The organism is Enterobacter sp. 342 (assembly GCF_036663495.1).
Classification (GTDB): Bacteria; Pseudomonadota; Gammaproteobacteria; order Enterobacterales; family Enterobacteriaceae; genus Enterobacter.
On record NZ_JAWUEI010000001.1, the window covers coordinates 259,221 to 280,002 of the forward strand.

Consider the following 20,782-nt stretch of genomic DNA (forward strand, 5'->3'; position numbering starts at 1 on the left):
CTTTTCCTTTGATTTATATCAACTTACCGCCGCTCTAAAACCCTAATGTTTGCAGCATCATTCGAGAATCAGAGGTGTCTATGAGTCACTCATCCGCTCCCGAAAGGGAAAATGGTGCCGTTATTACAGACTGGCGTCCAGAGGATCCGGCGTTCTGGCAACAGCGCGGTCATCGTGTAGCAAGCCGGAATCTGTGGATTTCCGTTCCGTGTTTGTTGTTAGCGTTTTGCGTCTGGATGTTGTTTAGTGCTGTGGCGGTAAACCTGCCAAAAGTCGGTTTTACCTTTACAACCGATCAGCTGTTTATGTTGACCGCGCTGCCGTCCTTGTCCGGCGCATTGCTGCGTGTGCCTTACGCATTTATGGTTCCGGTGTTTGGCGGTCGTCGCTGGACGGCATTCAGTACCGGTATCATGATCGTGCCATGTGTCTGGCTCGGTTTCGCGGTGCAGGATACGTCTACCCCGTTTAGCGTGTTCGTAATTATCTCCCTGCTGTGTGGCTTTGCGGGGGCGAACTTTGCCTCCAGTATGGCGAACATCAGCTTCTTCTTCCCGAAAGCGAAACAGGGCGGTGCGCTGGGCATTAACGGTGGCCTGGGCAACATGGGCGTCAGTGTGATGCAGTTGATCGCGCCGCTGGCGATCTCTGTCTCCATTTTCGCAGCGTTTGGCGGCGGTGGCGTTGAGCAAGCGGATGGCTCTTCCCTGTATCTGCAAAACGCCTCCTGGATCTGGGTTCCGTTCCTGGTGATCTTCACCCTGGCGGCCTGGTTCTTTATGAACGATCTGTCAGCGTCAAAAGCGTCTCTGAGCGAGCAGTTGCCGGTGCTGAAACGCGGGCATCTGTGGGTAATGGCGTTACTGTATCTGGCAACGTTCGGTTCGTTTATAGGTTTCTCTGCGGGCTTCGCCATGTTGTCGAAAACGCAGTTCCCGGACATTCAGATCCTGCAGTTTGCCTTCTTTGGGCCATTTATTGGTGCACTGGCGCGTTCGCTGGGTGGCATGGTGTCTGACCGTCTCGGCGGGACACGCGTAACGCTGGTGAACTTTGTGGTGATGGCTGTCTTCTGTGCGCTGCTGTTCCTGACGCTGCCAACTGACGGACAAGGAGGGAACTTCACCGCCTTCTTCGGTGTGTTTATGGTGCTGTTCCTGACTGCCGGGCTGGGAAGTGCTTCTACTTTCCAGATGATTTCCGTGATCTTCCGTAAACTGACTATGGATCGCGTAAAAGCACAGGGCGGAACCGAAGAACAGGCGATGCGTGAAGCGGCAACGGACACGGCGGCAGCGCTGGGCTTCATCTCTGCCATTGGCGCAATTGGTGGCTTCTTTATTCCGAAAGCGTTCGGTATCTCTCTTGACCTGACCGGCTCTCCGGCGGGGGCAATGAAAGTCTTCCTCGTCTTCTATATCGCCTGCGTTGTGATCACGTGGCTGGTATATGGCCGTAATACTAAGAAAAATAAGTAAGTTTGATTATCCGTTTACGCGGCCTTCGGGTCGCGTTTTTTTTGGCTCGCGAATAGTTACAACATACTGACGGGTTTGCAGAGGAAATCTGCGGGTAACACTGTGATCGCCATCGCTTTGCAGGGGGTTCTACCCCTTAATACCTGGGATGTTAAATCGTCTCCGTCTTTTTGTACGGCAAAATAAAAATATTCATATAAATCATTATGCTATGAATAATAAAAAGCTACCGCTTTGGTGGTATTTGCTCTAATACCTCGCGTGAAAGTCCCTCGTCGTCTTGATCGTTATCAATTCTCCCCCTCTTTCAGGGCGTTACCTTCGCTGCAAATCAGCAATGTCGATTTAGAGAGCCACAGGCTCCACACAGGAGATACCCGATGAGCAAATTTTTGGACCGGTTTCGCTACTTCAAGCAGAAGGGCGAAACTTTTGCCGATGGGCACGGCCAGGTTCTGGAGACTAACCGGGACTGGGAAGACGGTTACCGCCAGCGCTGGCAGCATGACAAAGTCGTCCGTTCGACCCATGGCGTGAACTGCACCGGCTCATGCAGCTGGAAGATTTTCGTTAAAAACGGTCTGGTGACCTGGGAAATGCAGCAGACCGACTATCCGCGCACTCGCCCGGATATGCCAAACCATGAGCCGCGTGGCTGCCCGCGTGGGGCGAGCTACTCATGGTATCTCTACAGTGCTAACCGCCTGAAATACCCTCTGATGCGTAAACGCCTGATGAAAATGTGGCGTGAAGCGAAAGTTCAGCACAGCGATCCGGTTGATGCCTGGGCGTCTATTATCGAAGACGCTGACAAAGCGAAAAGTTTTAAGCAGGCTCGTGGTCGCGGTGGCTTTGTGCGCTCTTCCTGGAAAGAGGTGAACGAGCTGATTGCTGCCTCTAACGTCTACACCGTTAAAACTTATGGTCCGGACCGCGTGGCGGGCTTCTCGCCAATCCCGGCGATGTCGATGGTTTCTTATGCGTCAGGGGCTCGTTACCTCTCTCTGATTGGCGGTACCTGCCTGAGCTTCTACGACTGGTACTGTGACCTGCCGCCGGCATCGCCACAGACCTGGGGTGAGCAAACCGACGTGCCAGAATCTGCTGACTGGTACAACTCCAGCTACCTCATCGCCTGGGGCTCTAATGTGCCGCAGACCCGTACGCCAGATGCACACTTCTTTACCGAAGTCCGTTACAAAGGCACCAAAACCGTGGCGGTGACCCCCGACTACGCAGAAATCGCCAAACTCTGCGATCTGTGGCTGGCACCGAAACAGGGTACCGATGCTGCGATGGCGATGGCGATGGGCCACGTCATGTTGCGTGAATTCCACCTTGATAAGCCTAGCCAGTACTTCACCGACTACGTGCGTCGTTACACCGACATGCCGATGCTGGTGATGCTGGAAGAGCGTGATGGCTACTACGCCGCAGGCCGTACGCTGCGTGCTGCCGATCTGGTGGACGCGCTGGGCCAGGAAAATAACCCTGAGTGGAAAACCGTTGCTTACAACAACAACGGCGAGCTGGTGGCACCAAACGGCTCTATCGGTTTCCGCTGGGGTGAGAAGGGTAAGTGGAATCTTGAACAACGCAACGGCACGACCGGCGAAGAGACGGAACTACGTCTGAGCATGCTGGGCAGCCAGGACGAGATCTCCGATGTGGGCTTCCCGTATTTCGGTGGTGAAGGTTCCGAACACTTTAACAAGGTCGAGCTGCAGAACGTTCTGATGCATAAGCTGCCGGTAAAACGCTTGCAGTTGGCTGACGGTTCCACGGCGCTGGTCACCACTGTTTATGACCTGACCATGGCGAACTATGGTCTGGAACGTGGTCTGGGCGACGAAAACTGCGCAACTCACTACGATGAGGTGAAAGCTTACACCCCAGCGTGGGCGGAGCAGATCACTGGCGTTCCTCGGGCACAAATCACCCGTATCGCACGTGAATTCGCAGAAAACGCCGACAAGACGCACGGTCGTTCGATGATCATCGTCGGTGCCGGTTTGAACCACTGGTATCACCTCGATATGAACTATCGTGGTCTGATCAATATGCTGATCTTCTGTGGCTGTGTTGGTCAGAGCGGCGGCGGCTGGGCGCACTACGTGGGCCAGGAAAAACTGCGTCCACAGACCGGCTGGCAGCCGCTGGCGTTTGCCCTTGACTGGCAGCGTCCGGCACGTCACATGAACAGCACGTCTTACTTCTATAACCACTCCAGCCAGTGGCGTTACGAGACCGTAACCGCGCAAGAACTGCTCTCGCCAATGGCGGATAAATCCCGTTACAGCGGCCACCTGATCGATTTCAACGTACGTGCCGAGCGCATGGGCTGGCTGCCATCGGCACCTCAACTGGGCACCAACCCACTGCGCATTGCAGAAGAGGCGAAGAAAGCGGGCATGTCGCCGGTGGATTACACCGTTAAGTCTCTCAAAGACGGTTCCATTCGTTTCGCGGCAGAACAGCCAGAGAACGGAAAAAACCATCCTCGCAACCTGTTTATCTGGCGCTCCAACCTGCTGGGCTCGTCCGGTAAAGGGCACGAGTACATGCTGAAATATCTGCTGGGCACCGAGAACGGTATTCAGGGGAAAGATCTCGGCAAGCAGGGCGGCGTGAAGCCGGAAGAGGTGGAGTGGAAAGACAACGGCCTCGACGGCAAGCTGGATCTGGTGGTGACCCTGGACTTCCGTCTGTCCAGCACCTGCCTGTACTCCGACATTGTGTTGCCAACCGCGACCTGGTACGAAAAAGACGACATGAATACCTCGGATATGCATCCGTTTATTCATCCCCTGTCTGCGGCCGTTGATCCGGCGTGGGAATCGAAAAGCGACTGGGATATCTACAAAGACATCGCGAAAAAATTCTCCGAAGTCTGCGTAGGGCATCTGGGTAAAGAAACCGACGTGGTGACGCTGCCAATCCAGCACGACTCCGCCGCCGAACTGGCTCAACCGCTGGACGTGAAGGACTGGAAAAAAGGCGAATGTGACCTGATCCCGGGTGTAACCGCACCGCACATTATTGCGGTTGAACGTGACTACCCGGCAACCTGGGAGCGCTTTACCTCTATCGGCCCGCTGATGGAGAAAATCGGTAACGGCGGGAAAGGGATCGCCTGGAATACCCAGAGTGAAATGGATCTGCTGCGTAAGCTCAATTACACCAAAGCGGACGGCCCGGCCAAAGGTCAGCCAATGCTGAATACGGCGATTGATGCAGCAGAGATGATCCTGACCCTGGCGCCGGAAACCAACGGCCACGTGGCGGTGAAAGCGTGGGCGGCACTGAGCGAATTTACCGGCCGTGACCATACGCACCTGGCGACGAATAAAGAGGAAGAGAAAATTCGCTTCCGCGATATTCAGGCGCAGCCGCGCAAAATTATCTCCAGCCCGACCTGGTCTGGTCTGGAAGATGAGCATGTCTCCTACAACGCCGGTTATACCAACGTTCACGAGCTGATCCCATGGCGTACCCTCTCCGGGCGTCAGTCTCTGTATCAGGATCATCAGTGGATGCGTGATTTCGGTGAAAGTCTGCTGGTTTACCGTCCGCCAATCGACACCCGTTCGGTGAAGGCGGTAATGGGGGCGAAATCCAACGGTAACCCTGAGAAGGCGCTGAACTTTCTCACGCCGCATCAGAAGTGGGGGATCCACTCTACCTACAGCGACAACCTGCTGATGCTGACGTTGTCACGTGGTGGCCCGATTGTCTGGATGAGTGAAACGGATGCCAAAGATCTGGGTATTGAAGATAACGACTGGATCGAAGTGTTCAACAGCAACGGTGCGCTGACGGCGCGTGCGGTGGTGAGCCAGCGTGTACCGGCCGGGATGACCATGATGTACCACGCGCAGGAACGTATCGTTAACCTGCCGGGTTCTGAAATCACCGAGCAGCGCGGCGGTATCCACAACTCCGTGACCCGTATTACACCGAAGCCGACCCACATGATTGGTGGCTATGCGCAGCTGGCCTACGGCTTTAACTACTACGGTACCGTAGGGTCTAACCGCGATGAGTTCGTGGTGGTACGTAAGATGAAGAATATTAACTGGTTAGACGGCGAAGGTAATGACCAGGTACAGGAGAGCGTAAAATGAAAATTCGTTCACAAGTCGGCATGGTGCTGAATCTGGATAAATGCATCGGCTGTCATACCTGCTCAGTCACCTGTAAAAACGTATGGACCAGTCGCGAGGGTATGGAATACGCGTGGTTCAACAACGTGGAAAGCAAGCCAGGCACCGGGTTCCCGACCGACTGGGAAAATCAGGAAAAATGGAAGGGCGGCTGGATCCGCAAGATCAACGGTAAACTGCAGCCGCGCATGGGTAACCGTGCGATGCTGCTGGGTAAAATCTTCGCTAACCCGCATCTGCCGGGCATCGACGATTACTACGAGCCGTTTGATTACGACTACCAGAACCTGCACAACGCGCCGGAAAGCAAGCACCAGCCGATCGCCCGTCCACGCTCGCTGATCACCGGTCAACGCATGGACAAAATTACCAGCGGCCCAAACTGGGAAGAGATTCTGGGTGGCGAGTTCGAAAAACGCGCCAAAGATCAGAACTTCGAGAACATGCAGAAGGCGATGTACGGCCAGTTCGAAAATACCTTCATGATGTATCTGCCGCGCCTGTGCGAGCACTGCCTGAACCCGGCGTGTGTGGCGACTTGCCCGAGCGGTGCCATCTACAAGCGTGAAGAAGACGGCATCGTGCTGATCGACCAGGATAAATGTCGCGGTTGGCGTATGTGCATCACCGGCTGCCCGTACAAAAAAATCTACTTCAACTGGAAGAGCGGGAAATCCGAGAAGTGCATCTTCTGCTATCCGCGTATTGAAGCGGGGATGCCGACCGTTTGCTCTGAAAGCTGTGTAGGCCGTATTCGTTATCTCGGCGTGCTGTTGTATGACGCGGACGCGATTGAAAATGCCGCCAGCACCGAGCACGAGAAAGATCTGTATCAGCGTCAGCTGGACGTGTTCCTCGATCCGAACGATCCGAAGGTGATTGAGCAGGCGCTGAAAGATGGCGTACCACAGAGCGTGATTGACGCCGCACAGCAGTCTCCGGTGTACAAAATGGCAATGGACTGGAAACTGGCTCTGCCACTGCACCCGGAATACCGCACGCTGCCGATGGTCTGGTACGTGCCGCCTCTGTCGCCGATTCAGTCAGCTGCAGATGCGGGTGAGCTGGGCAGCAACGGCATTCTGCCGGACGTGGAAAGCCTGCGTATTCCGGTTCAGTACCTGGCGAACCTGCTGACTGCCGGTGATACGCAGCCAGTACTGCTGGCACTCAAGCGGATGCTGGCAATGCGCCACTTCAAACGTGCGGAAACGGTAGACGGTGTCATTGATACCCGTGCGCTGGAAGAGGTCGGTCTGAGTGAAGCGCAGGCGCAGGAGATGTATCGCTATCTGGCTATTGCCAACTACGAAGACCGTTTCGTCGTACCGAGCAGCCACCGTGAACTGGCTAGCGAAGCCTTCCCCGAGAAAAACGGCTGTGGTTTTACCTTTGGCGACGGTTGCCACGGGTCAGACAGCAAATTCAACCTGTTCAACAGCCGCCGCATCGACGCCATGGATGTGACCAGTAAAACGGAGCCGCACCCATGATTGAACTCGTTATCGTTTCTCGTTTGCTCGAGTACCCGGATGCTGCGCTTGTGCAGCATCAACAGGAACTTTTCGATGCACTCACATCATCTGAAAACCTGGATAAAGAGGATGCCCAGACATTGGGCATTTTTCTCCGGGACCTGTTAACGCGTGATCTTCTGGATGCGCAGGCGGATTACAGCCAACTGTTTGACCGTGGACGCGCAACCTCATTACTGCTGTTTGAACATGTTCACGGTGAATCCCGTGACCGGGGTCAGGCGATGGTTGACCTGATGGCACAGTATGAGCAACACGGCCTGCAACTCGACAGCTGTGAGCTGCCTGACCATCTGCCGCTGTATCTGGAGTATCTGGCGCAGTTGCCGAAAGAAGAGGCTCTCGGTGGCCTCCAGGACATTGCGCCGATCCTGGCGTTGCTCAGTGCGCGTCTTAAGCAGCGCGAGAGCCGCTATGCGGTACTGTTCGAGCTACTGGTGAAACTGGCTAACGCGTCTGTCGACAGTGAAAAAGTGGCGGAGAAAATCGCAGATGAAGCCCGCGATGATACACCGCAGGCGCTGGATGCCGTCTGGGAAGAAGAACAGGTGAAATTCTTTGCTGACCAGAGCTGCGGCGAGTCTGAAATCTCGGCTCACCAGCGTCGTTTTGCCGGCGCTGTGGCCCCGCAATATTTGAATATCTCTAACGGAGGACGGCAATAATGCACTTCCTGAATATGTTCTTCTTTGACATCTACCCGTATATCGCGGGCACCGTGTTCCTGGTGGGAAGCTGGTTGCGTTATGACTACGGTCAGTACACCTGGCGTGCTGCCTCCAGCCAGATGCTGGATCGTAAAGGAATGCATGTGGGTTCTAACCTGTTCCACATTGGTATTCTGGGGATTTTTGCCGGTCACTTCCTCGGGATGCTGACGCCGCACTGGATGTATGAGGCGTGGCTGCCCATTGAGGTGAAGCAGAAGATGGCGATGATCGCAGGGGGCGCTTGCGGCGTGATGACGCTGGTAGGGGGTTTACTGCTGTTGAAACGCCGTCTGTTCAGCCCGCGTGTGCGTGCAACGACCACCGGAGCTGACATCCTCATCCTTTCCCTGTTGATGGTGCAGTGTGCGCTGGGTCTGCTGACCATTCCGTTCTCTGCACAGCATATGGACGGCAGCGAAATGATGAAACTGGTCGGCTGGGCACAATCTGTGGTGACGTTCCACGGTGGTGCGTCGGCGCACCTGGACGGCGTGGCGTTTATCTTCCGCCTGCACCTGGTGCTGGGGATGACGCTGTTTGTGCTGTTCCCGTTCTCCCGACTGGTACATATCTGGAGCGCGCCGGTAGAGTATCTGACGCGCAAATACCAGATTGTGCGTGCCCGTCGCTAATTTGCTGTTTTGATCCCAACCCCGCACTCGCGGGGTTTTTTTTCACCCCAGCCCAGATTGTTGCCTGCTGCAGCAAACAGGATCAGTGCTCCGCCCGCCACCTGCGTCAGGTTTAGCGAGTGCCCGAATACCAGATTATCGACAATAATCGCCACCACCGGATAGATAAACGACAGCGAACCGGTAATGGGCGTAGGCAGCTTCTGAATAGCGCTATAGAGCAACTGATACATAATGCCGGTATGGACGATGCCCAGCGTCAACAAAATTGGCCACGGAAAATCCCCTGATAATGAGGACATGTGGGCAAACGGTAGAAGCATTACCACGCCGGTCAGCACCTGAATAAAGGCAATATGCTGCGGTGCAATGGATCGCAGCTTGCGGGCTATAATGGCAGTCACTGCGTAGAAGAACGCTGCCGCCATTGCCAGACCGATACCCGTCAGCCAGTTGGCACTATGCGCTCCGGTCAGCTCACTGGAGAGCAATATCACCACGCCGCCAAAGGCGATGAATAGCCAGCCCCATTTCACCAGGCTGACGCGTTCACCTAATAACATCCCCATCAAAACCAGCATAAACGGCTGGGTGTTATACACCACAGTAGAAAGTCCAATAGAGATTCGTTCATAGGCAGCGAAGAGCAGGAGCCAGTTCACCACGAGAGCCACACCACCGAGAATAGCCAGTAACAGTGTTGTCCGGGTGAGGGGACTGAACGGCTTTTGACTCATCCGAATAAAAATAAACAGTGCGATGGCCCCGATAAGGCAGCGCCAGAACACGACTTCCGTTACTGGCAGACCGGAAAGTAAAACAAACGCGCCAATTGAGCCGGAAATTAACATCGCCAGGCTCATTTGCCAGACGCCTTTATGTAAATCACGCATCATTCACCTCCTGATTAATGACGCTATTGTCGAAAATTGCTGTCGGGTTTTACAGAGGTGATATAAGGTTGAATACGTTAATGACTTTTTAAAATTAGGTGAAAATGATGGAATACCTTCTCGATGATATCGACCGGCAAATTTTGGCCTGTCTGGTCGACGATGCGCGCATGTCGCTGAAGGTGCTTAGCGGCCGCATCGGTCTGACCTCACCCAGCACGGCAGAGCGGCTGAAAAGGCTGGAAGAGCGTGGTGTGATTCAGGGGTATGGCGCACGGGTGAATCTGGCGTCGTTAGGTTATACGCTGCAGGCGCTGGTGCGTGTGCGACCTTTGCCTGGGTTGTTACATAAGGTAGATAAATACATTCAGGCGATGCCGGAGTGCATAGAGAGCGATAAAGTGACTGGCGAAGACTGTTTTGTTATCAGGCTGGTGGTGCGTTCAATTGAGCAGCTTGATGGATTGCTGGATGGTCTGGCCGAACATGCTCAGTGTAATACATCGATCGTGAAAAGCTCACCGGTAAAGAGACGGCTACCACCGATGTAATTGTTGTTTTTAATGTGATGGTGGTGGGGGAAGGATTCGAACCTTCGAAGTCGATGACGGCAGATTTACAGTCTGCTCCCTTTGGCCGCTCGGGAACCCCACCAGGGGTAATTCTAATTTTGAGGTACTGCTGAGAGATGGTGGTGGGGGAAGGATTCGAACCTTCGAAGTCGATGACGGCAGATTTACAGTCTGCTCCCTTTGGCCGCTCGGGAACCCCACCACGGGGNNNGGGGGAAGGATTCGAACCTTCGAAGTCGATGACGGCAGATTTACAGTCTGCTCCCTTTGGCCGCTCGGGAACCCCACCACGGGGTAATGCTTTTTACTGGCCTGCTTCCTATCGGAAGCGGGGCGCATCATATCAAATGAGACGCCCCTGTAAAGCATTCCTTTAGGGAAATGAAGTTGTTTGGCTGCTTTTTATCCGTAAAGGCGCAAAGCTAATCAATTCATTTTCCGAAAGATTAAAGAATGATAGTTCTGTTACCGTAGACGAAGACGCGCTGGGCAAGCACCTGATACAACGCACGGCTTAAGACGTTCTTCTCGACGTCACGTCCCGCGCGCATCATGTCTTCTGCGGTATAGGTGTGATCCACGTGAATCACGTCCTGCATGATAATTGGACCTTCATCCAGGTTGTCATTCACGTAGTGCGCAGTCGCACCGATAATCTTCACGCCACGCTCGTACGCCTGATGATAAGGACGTGCGCCAATAAAGGCTGGCAGGAACGAGTGGTGAATGTTGATAATCTTGTTTGGGAAACGCGCCACGAAGGATGGCGTCAACACACGCATGTATTTCGCCAGCACGACGTAGTCGGGATTATGCGCTTCAATGGCCTGCGCCATCAGGTCGTCGTGCTCTTCACGTGTATGACCTTCGTGGCTCACCAGTTCGAACGGAATATCAAAACGCTCAACCAGTGTGCGCAGCGTCTCGTGGTTGCCGATCACGGCAGCAATTTCGACATCCAGGCCACCGTAGTTTGCTTTCATCAACAGATCGCCAAGGCAATGTGCTTCTTTGGTCACCAGAATCACGATACGGCGTCGACCTGCAGGCGTCAGTTCACGTACGGAGCCTTCCGGCAACGCGCTGTCCAGATCGGCAAGCAGGGTAGTGTCGTTGAAAATACCTTCCAGTTCGGTACGCATAAAGAAACGACCGGTACGGTGATCAACGAACTCGTTGTTCTGCACGATATTCAGTTCATGTTTGTAACAAATGTTGGTAATTCGTGCGATCAGTCCTTTTTGATCGGGACAGATGGTGCGCAGAACTTTACGTTGTAGTGATTGCATCGCCGGGAAATCCTGTTTGTGTATTTGCGAAGTCTGGGTTGTCAGGCATTACTGCCCGCAACACTTTTTAAATTTTTTACCTGAACCACATGGGCAGGGATCGTTACGACCAAACTGTGGGCGCGTTCCGTCAATATAATACCATTGCCCGCTTTCCTTTAAGAACCGGGAACGTTCGATAATGGCCGCCGTTTTATCGCGCTCGACAAAGCGGGCAACAAAGCTGACGTAGCCTTCGTTGTCGTCGTTTCCGGCCGATGCTTCAAAAACGGTCAGTCCAAGCCACTGCGTGTTGGTGAAGCCAGCTTCAATGTCCTGGCGAAAATCGGCAGCATGGCATGACGGGTGCCAGGTTTTGATCAGATAGTCTGCGTCTTTGATCACAAAAGCAGTGTACCGTGAACGCATGAGGTGTGACGGGTCTGGTGCAACCTGATCGCCAGAAAGATATCGCTGGCAACATAGGCTATACTCCAGAGCGCTACCACAAGGGCAGAGTTGAGACACGATTCTCTTCCTGGAACAAAAAATAAGGGCGTAAAACGCTTCGGGTAGCACTATGTTAACTGAGCAGTTGCGTTGACGCTATGTCAGGAATCCAGGGGACGTAAAACAGGGCTAATGAGAAAGGTTAAAATTGGACTGGCGCTGGGCTCAGGTGCAGCCCGGGGATGGTCACATATCGGCGTGATTAATGCCTTAAACCAGATGGGCGTTGAGGTTGATATTGTTGCAGGGTGTTCAATAGGATCGCTTGTCGGCTCCGCTTACGCGTGCGGAAAGCTTCCGGAACTTGAAACCTGGGTACGTTCCTTCAGCTACTGGGATGTGCTGCGCCTGATGGACCTCTCATGGCAGCGTGGTGGGCTGTTGCGCGGCGAACGCGTTTTTAACCAGTTCCGCCAGGTTATGCCTCTTGAAGACTTCACTGACTGTCAGATGCCTTTCGGCGCTGTTGCGACGAACCTCAGCACAGGTCGCGAGCTTTGGCTTACCGAAGGTGATATTCATCTTGCCGTTCGTGCCTCCTGCAGTATGCCGGGATTAATGGCTCCTGTACCGCATAATGGTTACTGGCTTGTCGATGGTGGCGTTGTTAACCCGGTCCCTATCTCCCTGACGCGCGCAATGGGTGCCGACATCGTCATTGCCGTGGATTTACAGCATGACGCCCACCTGATGCAACAAGACCTCATGCCGGTGAATCTCCAGAGCGAAGATGTCGAAGGTGAGAAACTGGCCTGGCATGAACGTTTGCGTGGAAGAATCGGGCGTATGGCTGCACGACGCTCTGTGACTGCGCCGACGGCAATTGAAATTATGACTACCTCTATCCAGGTTCTTGAGAATCGCCTTAAGCGAAACCGCATGGCTGGCGACCCTCCAGATATTCTGATTCAACCGTACTGTCCGCAAATATCTACCCTTGATTTCCATCGAGCTGAGGCCGCCATCGCAGCGGGCTCGATAGCCGTCGAAAAGAAAATGGACGAGCTGTTGCCTTTTGTGCGAACAGCACGTTAAGCACCTTTTTTTGATTACTTCAGCAAAATCTGACAGGCGGTAGTGCTGATAGCATGCCACTATTTAATTACTGTCAGCCAGGGGAGGAACCATGACGCAGCCATTGGCCGGAAAACACATTTTGATTGTTGAAGACGAGGTCGTTTTCCGATCGCTACTGGATTCGTGGTTATCCTCAATGGGAGCAATCACTTCGCTGGCTGAAGATGGTATCGACGCGCTGGAAAAAATGGTCAGCATCACCCCCGACCTGATGATTTGTGACATTGCGATGCCGCGTATGAACGGACTGAAGCTGGTTGAACATCTGCGTAACGAAGGCAATCAGACGCCGATTCTGGTGATATCTGCCACAGAGAATATGGCCGATATTGCCAAAGCGCTGCGACTTGGGGTTCAGGATATCCTGCTTAAACCAGTCAAGGACCTGAACCGGTTACGAGAGACGGTGTTAGCTTGTCTTTATCCGAACATGTTTAATTCCCGGGTAGAGGAAGAGGAACGTCTGTTTCAGGACTGGGATGCCCTGGTAAGTAATCCTCCTGCCGCGGCTAAACTGTTGCAGGAACTCCAGCCGCCCGTACAGCAAACTATTTCACATTGTCGAATAAACTATCGCCAACTGGTTGCGGCGGACCAACCTGGGCTGGTGCTGGATATTGCACCACTGTCTGATTCAGACCTGGCCTTTTATTCCCTGGATGTGACCCGGGCGGGGGATAATGGTGTGTTAGCGGCGTTATTACTTCGTGCGCTATTCAATGGTCTGTTGCAAGAACAGCTATCGCATCAGGGACAACGGCTTCCGGAGCTGGGCAGTTTACTAAAACAAGTGAACCAACTTTTTCGTCAGGCCAATTTGCCTGGGCAGTTTCCGTTATTGGTCGGTTATTACCATAGTGGTTTAAAGAATTTGATCCTCGTTTCAGCGGGTCTTAACGCCTCACTGAATACGGGGGAACATCATATTCAGGTAAGTAACGGTGTGCCGCTTGGGACACTGGGAACAGCGTATCTTAATCAAATTAGCCATCGTTGCTCCTCCTGGCAGTGCCAAATTTGGGGTGCCGGGGGACGGTTACGATTAATGTTGTCCACGGAATAAGCAATTGGATCTTAATTTTAAGATTGCTTTACCTGTGTTTTGCGGGGAGTGCTACTATCCCTGCCCAGATTCATGCGTATTTATCCTAATTGATCGGCAACGCGTTCTTTTCAGACCCGAACTGTGGGGCGAGGCTGATATACTCAACGCGTTATTTATTGCATAAAAGTTCAAAACTTGAACAGCTCAGGAGAATTTGAATGGCTGCCCTAAATTCGAAAGTCAGAAAGGCCGTTATCCCGGTAGCGGGATTGGGGACCAGGATGTTACCAGCAACTAAGGCGATTCCTAAAGAGATGCTGCCTCTGGTTGATAAGCCATTAATCCAGTACGTCGTTAATGAGTGTATCGCAGCCGGCATCACTGAAATTGTGCTGGTTACGCATTCATCAAAAAACTCTATCGAAAACCATTTCGATACAAGTTTTGAACTTGAAGCCATGCTGGAAAAGCGCGTTAAGCGTCAGTTGTTACAGGAAGTGCAGTCTATTTGCCCTCCGCACGTGACTATTATGCAGGTTCGTCAGGGGCTGGCTAAAGGCCTGGGTCATGCGGTTATGTGTGCCCACCCTGTTGTCGGTGATGAGCCAGTGGCGGTAATACTGCCAGACGTAATTCTGGATGAATACGAATCAGATCTTTCTCAGGATAATTTGGCTGAGATGATCAAACGTTTTGATGAAACAGGTAGCAGCCAGATTATGGTTGAGCCAGTTGAAGACGTGACCGCTTACGGTGTGGTTGACTGCAAAGGCGTTAACCTTGAGCCTGGCGAAAGCGTGCCAATGGTTGGCGTTGTAGAGAAGCCAAAAGCCGACGTGGCGCCTTCTAACCTGGCAGTGGTTGGTCGCTATGTACTGAGTGCGGAAATCTGGCCTCTGCTTGCTAAAACGCCTCCAGGAGCGGGTGATGAGATCCAACTGACCGACGCCATTGATATGTTGATCGAGAAAGAGACCGTTGAGGCTTACCATATGAAAGGTAAGAGCCATGACTGCGGTAATAAGCTCGGTTATATGCAGGCGTTTGTTGAATATGGCATTCGTCACAATACCCTGGGTGAAGAATTTAAAACCTGGCTCAAAGAGAGCGTAGGTATTAAGAAATAACCAAGGCCGCAAATGTTTGAGACCGGTGAGGCGCTGCCCACCGGTTTTTTTATGCCCACAACAACCACGTATCCCGTTTGTTTGTAAGCGATGGCAATAGCCGAATAAGATTCTATGACAGAGTGTAAGGGGATGTTGGTGATAAAATTGTGGTTAAAAAAAATCCCGCATTAAGCGGGATTTTATGGAATGTGACTTGATTAATCCTTGATCAGGAAGTCATCCAGCTGTTTACCTTGCTCATCCATAGCTTTCTTGATAACAGCAGGTGTACGACCCTGGCCAGTCCAGGTTTTAGTTTCGCCATTCTCGTCAACGTAGCTATATTTAGCAGGACGAGCAGCGCGTTTTGCTTTGGTGCCGGTTTTAGCTGCAGCCATGCTGTTCAGCAATTCATTCGGATCGATACCATCAGCAATCAGCATTTCACGATATTGTTGCAGTTTACGAGTGCGCTCTTCGATTTCAGCAGCAGCAGCGCTTTCTTCTTCACGACGTTCATTAACTACAACTTCTAATTTTTCCAGCATTTCTTCAAGCGTTTCGAGGGTACATTCTCTTGCCTGCGCACGAAGAGTACGGATGTTGTTCAGAATTTTAAGTGCTTCGCTCATTGTAGTAATCTCAAACTTATAATGGGGGGTGGTTTGTTGACCTAATAATAGAGCCATAAATTCAGTTGTGCAATAGCCAGGAATGTAAGGAATTCAAAAAATACTAAATAATGCCGCTAGTATTAATTACGCTAACTTAAATTCCATCACCCAACAATCTTGCTTGTTATCAGCCCAGGCCTACGCAACCTGCTCGATTGCATCTTTTTTTTGTGACATTTACCGCAGGAATTATAGTTGCTGCGGATAAATATCAGCCTTTCGTATTAGTTCCATTGAGTGATGTTAAGACAGTAATAGTTAATAAATAGTGAATTTTAATGAACATTGATTCCACTATAAAAAGAAGTGTTATGTTTGACTGACCTTATAACATATAGGCCAGACTGATTGCGTTTACTCTCTGTTTTAACGGATTATTTTCGTAGTCGAAGGGCGCTTAACTCCGCTCTGAACCGCATCGTCTGTGCGTTGTGTCGCTGTTGACCAGACAAAATATGGTACAATCAATCATCGGGAATATTACACATTGATTAGGGTTTTACGGCCAATGGCACAACTTTATTTCTACTATTCGGCAATGAATGCCGGCAAATCCACAGCACTGCTTCAATCCTCGTACAATTACCAGGAACGAGGAATGCGTACTGTTGTTTATACGGCTGAAATTGACGATCGCTTTGGTGCAGGGAAGGTGAGTTCCAGAATAGGACTTTCGTCTCCAGCCCGGCTGTTTAACCCGCAAACTGACCTGCTGGAGGACATTCGTACTGCACATGCCGCACAGCCTATTCATTGCGTTCTGGTTGATGAGAGTCAGTTTCTGACGCGTGAGCAGGTTCATGCCCTTTCAGAGGTAGTAGACGAACTCGATATCCCTGTTCTTTGCTATGGGCTGCGTACAGACTTCCGTGGCGAACTATTTGCAGGGAGTCAGTATTTACTTGCCTGGTCAGATAAACTCGTTGAACTCAAAACTATCTGCTTTTGCGGCAGGAAAGCCAGTATGGTGCTTCGTCTCGACCAGGCCGGTAAGCCTTATGCAGACGGTGAACAGGTGGTGATAGGTGGCAATGAACGCTATGTTTCGGTCTGCCGTAAGCATTATAAAGAAGCGTTAACGACAGGCTCACTGACGGCGATTCAGCACGACAACAGAAAATAATCTTTACCTTGTTCTTCAGACATAAAAAAACCCGCCATTGGCGGGTTTTTTATCAGACTGTCAGTTAAGCGCTTTTCTTCGCTTTCTTGTCAGTTTTGATGGCAGGAGCTTCTGTTTTCACAGCCGCAACGTCACCTTCTTTGAACTCACGACCGTAGTAGGTATCCAGCAGAATCTGTTTCAGCTCGGAGATCAGTGGGTAGCGCGGGTTAGCACCAGTACACTGGTCATCGAAGGCATCTTCGGACAGTTTATCTACGTGGGCGAGGAAGTCAGCTTCCTGAACGCCAGCTTCACGGATAGATTTAGGAATACCCAGTTCAGCTTTAAGGCTTTCCAGCCATGCCAGCAGTTTCTCAATCTTCGCAGCAGTACGGTCACCCGCAGCGCTCAGACCCAGATGGTCAGCGATTTCAGCGTAACGGCGACGTGCTTGCGGACGGTCGTACTGGCTGAATGCAGTCTGCTTGGTTGGGTTGTCATTCGCGTTATAACGGATAACGTTGCTGATCAACAGGGCGTTCGCCAGACCGTGAGGAATGTGGAACTGAGAACCCAGTTTGTGCGCCATTGAGTGGCAAACACCCAGGAAGGCGTTAGCAAACGCGATACCGGCGATGGTTGCTGCACTGTGTACACGCTCACGTGCTACAGGGTTTTTCGACCCTTCATTGTAGGATGCTGGCAGGTTTTCTTTCAGCAGTTTCAGAGCCTGCAGAGCCTGACCATCAGAGAACTCAGACGCCAGTACGGAAACGTAAGCTTCCAGAGCGTGAGTTACCGCATCCAGACCACCGAATGCACACAGTGATTTCGGCATTTCCATGACCAGGTTGGCGTCAACAATCGCCATGTCTGGGGTCAGTGCGTAGTCAGCCAGTGGGTATTTCTGACCTGTTGCATCGTCAGTAACAACCGCAAACGGAGTCACTTCTGAACCGGTACCGGAAGTGGTAGTAACGGCGATCATTTTCGCTTTTACGCCCATTTTCGGGAACTTGTAGATACGTTTACGGATATCCATAAAGCGCAGTGCCAGTTCTTCAAAGTGAGTTTCAGGATGTTCGTACATCACCCACATGATTTTCGCGGCATCCATTGGGGAACCACCACCCAGAGCGATAATCACATCTGGTTTGAAGGAGTTCGCCAGTTCAGCACCTTTGCGAACAACGCTCAGGGTTGGGTCAGCTTCAACTTCAAAGAAGACTTCAGTTTCGACGCCAGCCGCTTTCAGAACAGAGGTGATCTGGTCAGCGTAGCCGTTGTTGAACAGGAAACGGTCAGTCACGATGAGCGCACGTTTGTGGCCATCAGTAATCACTTCATCCAGCGCAATTGGCAGAGAGCCACGGCGGAAGTAGATAGATTTCGGAAGTTTGTGCCACAACATGTTTTCAGCTCGCTTAGCAACGGTTTTCTTGTTGATCAGGTGTTTTGGACCAACGTTTTCAGAGATGGAGTTACCACCCCAGGAACCACAACCCAGAGTCAGGGAAGGTGCGAGTTTGAAGTTGTACAGGTCACCGATACCACCCTGAGAAGCAGGGGTGTTAATCAGGATACGTGCAGTTTTCATCTTCTGACCGAAGTGAGCAACACGCTCTGGCTGGTTATCCTGGTCGGTATACAGGCAAGAAGTGTGACCGATACCGCCCATGGCAACCAGTTTCTCTGCTTTCTCTACTGCATCGTCGAAATCTTTCGCGCGGTACATTGCCAGAGTCGGAGACAGTTTTTCGTGTGCAAATGGCTCGCTCTCATCAACAACTTTCACTTCACCGATCAGGATCTTAGTGGTTGCCGGAACGGTGAAACCTGCGAGTTCAGCAATTTTATACGCTGGCTGCCCAACGATAGCGGCGTTCAGTGCGCCATTTTTCAGGATGATGTCCTGAACGGCTTTCAGCTCTTTACCTTGCAGCATGTAGCCACCGTGGCTGGCGAAACGTTCGCGAACGGCGTCATACACAGAATCTACAACAACAACGGACTGTTCAGATGCACAGATAACGCCGTTATCGAAGGTTTTGGACATCAGAACAGAAGCAACGGCACGTTTGATATCAGCCGTTTCGTCGATAACAACAGGAGTGTTACCTGCGCCTACGCCGATTGCTGGTTTACCGGAGCTGTACGCTGCTTTAACCATGCCAGGACCACCGGTCGCCAGGATCAGGTTAATGTCAGGGTGGTGCATCAGGGCGTTGGAGAGTTCAACAGAAGGTTGATCAATCCAGCCGATCAGATCTTTTGGTGCGCCCGCAGCAATAGCAGCCTGCAATACGATATCTGCAGCTTTGTTCGTTGCATCTTTCGCACGTGGATGTGGGGAGAAGATGATTGCGTTACGAGTCTTCAGGCTAATCAGTGATTTGAAGATAGCAGTAGACGTTGGGTTGGTGGTTGGAACGATACCGCAAATGATGCCGATAGGTTCTGCAATCGTGATAGTACCGAAGGTGTCGTCTTCAGACAGCACGCCACAGGTTTTCTCATCTTTATAGGCGTTGTAGATATACTCAGAAGCAAAGTGGTTTTTGATCACTTTATCTTCAACGATACCCATACCGGATTCGGCAACGGCCATTTTAGCGAGAGGGATTCGAGCATCTGCAGCAGCCAGAGCGGCCGCGCGGAAGATTTTATCAACCTGTTCTTGGGTGAAATTGGCATATTCACGCTGGGCTTTTTTAACGCGCTCGACGAGGGCGTTCAGTTCAGCGATATTAGTAACAGCCATAATGCTCTCCTGATAATGTTTAAACTCTTTTAGTAAACCAGCGCTCGATACGTCAGACAGTATAGACAGAGCTGATATGACTTGCGTAACACAAAATAAAACAAAGAGTTACTTTCTACACCAGCACACTAATTTACTAAAAGAGCCTTACCTTAGCATCATCCCTTTTTGTCAGGTGACCTCCCTGGGGTGTAATCAAGATTACTCACTTCTGAGTACGGAAATCATGATCTGCGTCAATTTCCCCCCAAGCTGATACCTTTCAGCAGGGTTATTTCTTTGAGATTTTTCCAGTGTTAAATAATTACGTAAGTATTGGAAGTGGCGCTATCATTGATTCTACATATGTTTAACATCCTGAAATGATAACGTTTTGGCACAGATTTCGAGTGAAGTATGCTAATAAAAAGGGTATCTTCAGCGCGATTTCACATGACAAATTGTCAGTCCCGGGCATGCGCATAAGCGGAGCAAAACGTGATCCAAACGCTCTTTGATTTTCCAACGTATTTTAAATTTTTTATTGGTTTGTTTGCCCTGGTCAACCCGGTGGGGATCATTCCTGTCTTCATTAGTATGACCAGTTACCAGACGGCGGCGGCCAGGAACAAGACCAACCTCACCGCTAACCTGTCAGTGGCTATTATATTGCTCACCTCCCTTTTTCTGGGGGACGCCATTCTTCAGCTCTTCGGGATTTCGATCGACTCTTTCCGCATTGCGGGTGGGATCCTGGTTGTGACCATCGCCATGTCTATGATCAGCGGTAAGCTGGGTGAGGATAAACAGAACAAACAGGAGAAGTCAGAAACCGCCATCCGTGAAAGCATTGGCGTGGTACCGCTGGCTTTACCGCTTATGGCTGGCCCTGGCGCCATCAGTTCAACTATTGTCTGGGGCACGCGTTACCATAGCCTGATGCATTTGATTGGCTTTTCCGTGGCCATTGCCATTTTCGCGCTCTGCTGCTGGGGAGTATTCCGTATGGCACCGTGGCTGGTGCGGTTGTTGGGCCAGACGGGCATCAACGTCATAACGCGTATCATGGGCCTGCTGTTGATGGCGTTAGGGATCGAATTTATTGTCACCGGTATTAAAAGCATTTTCCCCGGCTTGTTACACTAATATTTCATATGAAAGAACGGAGCTATGGCTCCGTTTTTTTACGTGATTATCAGCAAATCATATAACTAAAGTTGAAATGCTCACATATCATAATAAATTCTACTAATAATGTTCATCTCTTGTAT

The 20,782-nt window shown here is 51.5% G+C and carries 16 protein-coding genes and 2 tRNA genes; 11 read left to right on the forward strand and 7 right to left on the reverse strand.

The window, feature by feature from the left end:
* Positions 1 to 80 precede the first annotated feature (80 nt).
* From V6E55_RS01275 to narI, 5 genes are all read left to right on the forward strand, one after another.
* Positions 81 to 1,478 (forward strand): NarK family nitrate/nitrite MFS transporter, encoded by a 1,398-nt coding sequence (locus tag V6E55_RS01275; protein WP_049005094.1) that lies wholly within the window; start codon positions 81 to 83, stop codon positions 1,476 to 1,478.
* 380 nt (positions 1,479 to 1,858) lie between these two features.
* Positions 1,859 to 5,602, forward strand: a complete 3,744-nt coding sequence (locus V6E55_RS01280) for a nitrate reductase subunit alpha (protein ID WP_316941974.1) — start codon at positions 1,859 to 1,861, stop codon at positions 5,600 to 5,602.
* Complete coding sequence (gene narH, locus V6E55_RS01285) at positions 5,599 to 7,134, forward strand: nitrate reductase subunit beta (RefSeq protein WP_114977011.1); 1,536 nt, start codon at positions 5,599 to 5,601, stop codon at positions 7,132 to 7,134. Before V6E55_RS01280 ends, narH begins: the two co-directional genes overlap by 4 nt.
* A complete protein-coding gene (narJ, locus tag V6E55_RS01290) occupies positions 7,131 to 7,841 on the forward strand; it encodes a nitrate reductase molybdenum cofactor assembly chaperone (RefSeq protein ID WP_316941975.1) in 711 nt (236 codons plus the stop codon). The genes narH and narJ overlap by 4 nt, the downstream gene beginning before the upstream one ends.
* Positions 7,841 to 8,518: a respiratory nitrate reductase subunit gamma gene (gene narI, locus V6E55_RS01295; protein WP_129995629.1), complete on the forward strand. Its 678-nt coding sequence runs from the start codon at positions 7,841 to 7,843 to the stop codon at positions 8,516 to 8,518. The genes narJ and narI overlap by 1 nt, the downstream gene beginning before the upstream one ends.
* Here narI and V6E55_RS01300 read toward each other — a convergent pair.
* Positions 8,515 to 9,411, reverse strand: coding sequence for a DMT family transporter (locus tag V6E55_RS01300; protein WP_316942041.1), 897 nt, complete (start codon positions 9,409 to 9,411; stop codon positions 8,515 to 8,517). The two genes, narI and V6E55_RS01300, sit on opposite strands and share 4 nt — an antisense overlap.
* A 107-nt stretch (positions 9,412 to 9,518) precedes the next feature.
* On the opposite strand from V6E55_RS01300, the gene V6E55_RS01305 reads away from it, so the two are divergent.
* Positions 9,519 to 9,962, forward strand: a complete 444-nt coding sequence (locus V6E55_RS01305; RefSeq protein WP_316942043.1) for an Lrp/AsnC family transcriptional regulator — start codon at positions 9,519 to 9,521, stop codon at positions 9,960 to 9,962.
* An 18-nt stretch (positions 9,963 to 9,980) separates the two neighbouring features.
* Here the strand turns inward: V6E55_RS01305 and V6E55_RS01310 are convergent.
* The 4 genes from V6E55_RS01310 to V6E55_RS01325 form a co-directional block, all read right to left on the reverse strand.
* A tRNA-Tyr gene (locus V6E55_RS01310) sits at positions 9,981 to 10,065 on the reverse strand.
* Positions 10,066 to 10,100: 35 nt separating this feature from the next.
* Positions 10,101 to 10,185, reverse strand: a tRNA-Tyr gene (locus V6E55_RS01315).
* Between the two features lie 244 nt (positions 10,186 to 10,429).
* On the reverse strand, positions 10,430 to 11,272 hold the full coding sequence (purU, locus tag V6E55_RS01320; RefSeq protein WP_023312104.1) for a formyltetrahydrofolate deformylase: 843 nt from the start codon (positions 11,270 to 11,272) through the stop codon (positions 10,430 to 10,432).
* 48 nt (positions 11,273 to 11,320) lie between these two features.
* On the reverse strand, positions 11,321 to 11,779 hold the full coding sequence (locus V6E55_RS01325; protein ID WP_316941976.1) for a YchJ family protein: 459 nt from the start codon (positions 11,777 to 11,779) through the stop codon (positions 11,321 to 11,323).
* 114 nt (positions 11,780 to 11,893) lie between these two features.
* Between V6E55_RS01325 and rssA the strand changes: the two genes are divergently transcribed.
* The 3 genes from rssA (at position 11,894) to galU (ending at position 15,010) form a co-directional block, all read left to right on the forward strand.
* A complete protein-coding gene (rssA, locus tag V6E55_RS01330) occupies positions 11,894 to 12,796 on the forward strand; it encodes a patatin-like phospholipase RssA (protein WP_114977016.1) in 903 nt (300 codons plus the stop codon).
* Between the two features lie 91 nt (positions 12,797 to 12,887).
* Complete coding sequence (rssB, locus tag V6E55_RS01335) at positions 12,888 to 13,901, forward strand: two-component system response regulator RssB (protein WP_114977017.1); 1,014 nt, start codon at positions 12,888 to 12,890, stop codon at positions 13,899 to 13,901.
* A gap of 200 nt (positions 13,902 to 14,101) precedes the next feature.
* A complete protein-coding gene (gene galU, locus V6E55_RS01340) occupies positions 14,102 to 15,010 on the forward strand; it encodes a UTP--glucose-1-phosphate uridylyltransferase GalU (RefSeq protein ID WP_028018769.1) in 909 nt (302 codons plus the stop codon).
* Positions 15,011 to 15,210: 200 nt separating this feature from the next.
* On the opposite strand, the gene hns is transcribed toward galU, so the two are convergent.
* The gene (hns, locus tag V6E55_RS01345) at positions 15,211 to 15,624 is read right to left on the reverse strand and encodes a histone-like nucleoid-structuring protein H-NS (RefSeq protein WP_008502781.1); all 414 of its coding nucleotides are present in this window, start codon (positions 15,622 to 15,624) and stop codon (positions 15,211 to 15,213) included.
* A gap of 550 nt (positions 15,625 to 16,174) precedes the next feature.
* Here hns and tdk point away from each other — a divergent pair.
* Complete coding sequence (gene tdk, locus V6E55_RS01350) at positions 16,175 to 16,789, forward strand: thymidine kinase (RefSeq protein WP_114977018.1); 615 nt, start codon at positions 16,175 to 16,177, stop codon at positions 16,787 to 16,789.
* 64 nt (positions 16,790 to 16,853) lie between these two features.
* Here tdk and adhE read toward each other — a convergent pair whose 3' ends face one another.
* On the reverse strand, positions 16,854 to 19,532 hold the full coding sequence (gene adhE, locus V6E55_RS01355) for a bifunctional acetaldehyde-CoA/alcohol dehydrogenase (RefSeq protein ID WP_129995632.1): 2,679 nt from the start codon (positions 19,530 to 19,532) through the stop codon (positions 16,854 to 16,856).
* Positions 19,533 to 20,009: 477 nt separating this feature from the next.
* On the opposite strand from adhE, the gene V6E55_RS01360 reads away from it, so the two are divergent.
* Entirely contained in the window at positions 20,010 to 20,657 is a 648-nt protein-coding gene (locus V6E55_RS01360; protein WP_021240330.1) for a YchE family NAAT transporter, read from the forward strand.
* Positions 20,658 to 20,782: the final 125 nt, after the last annotated feature.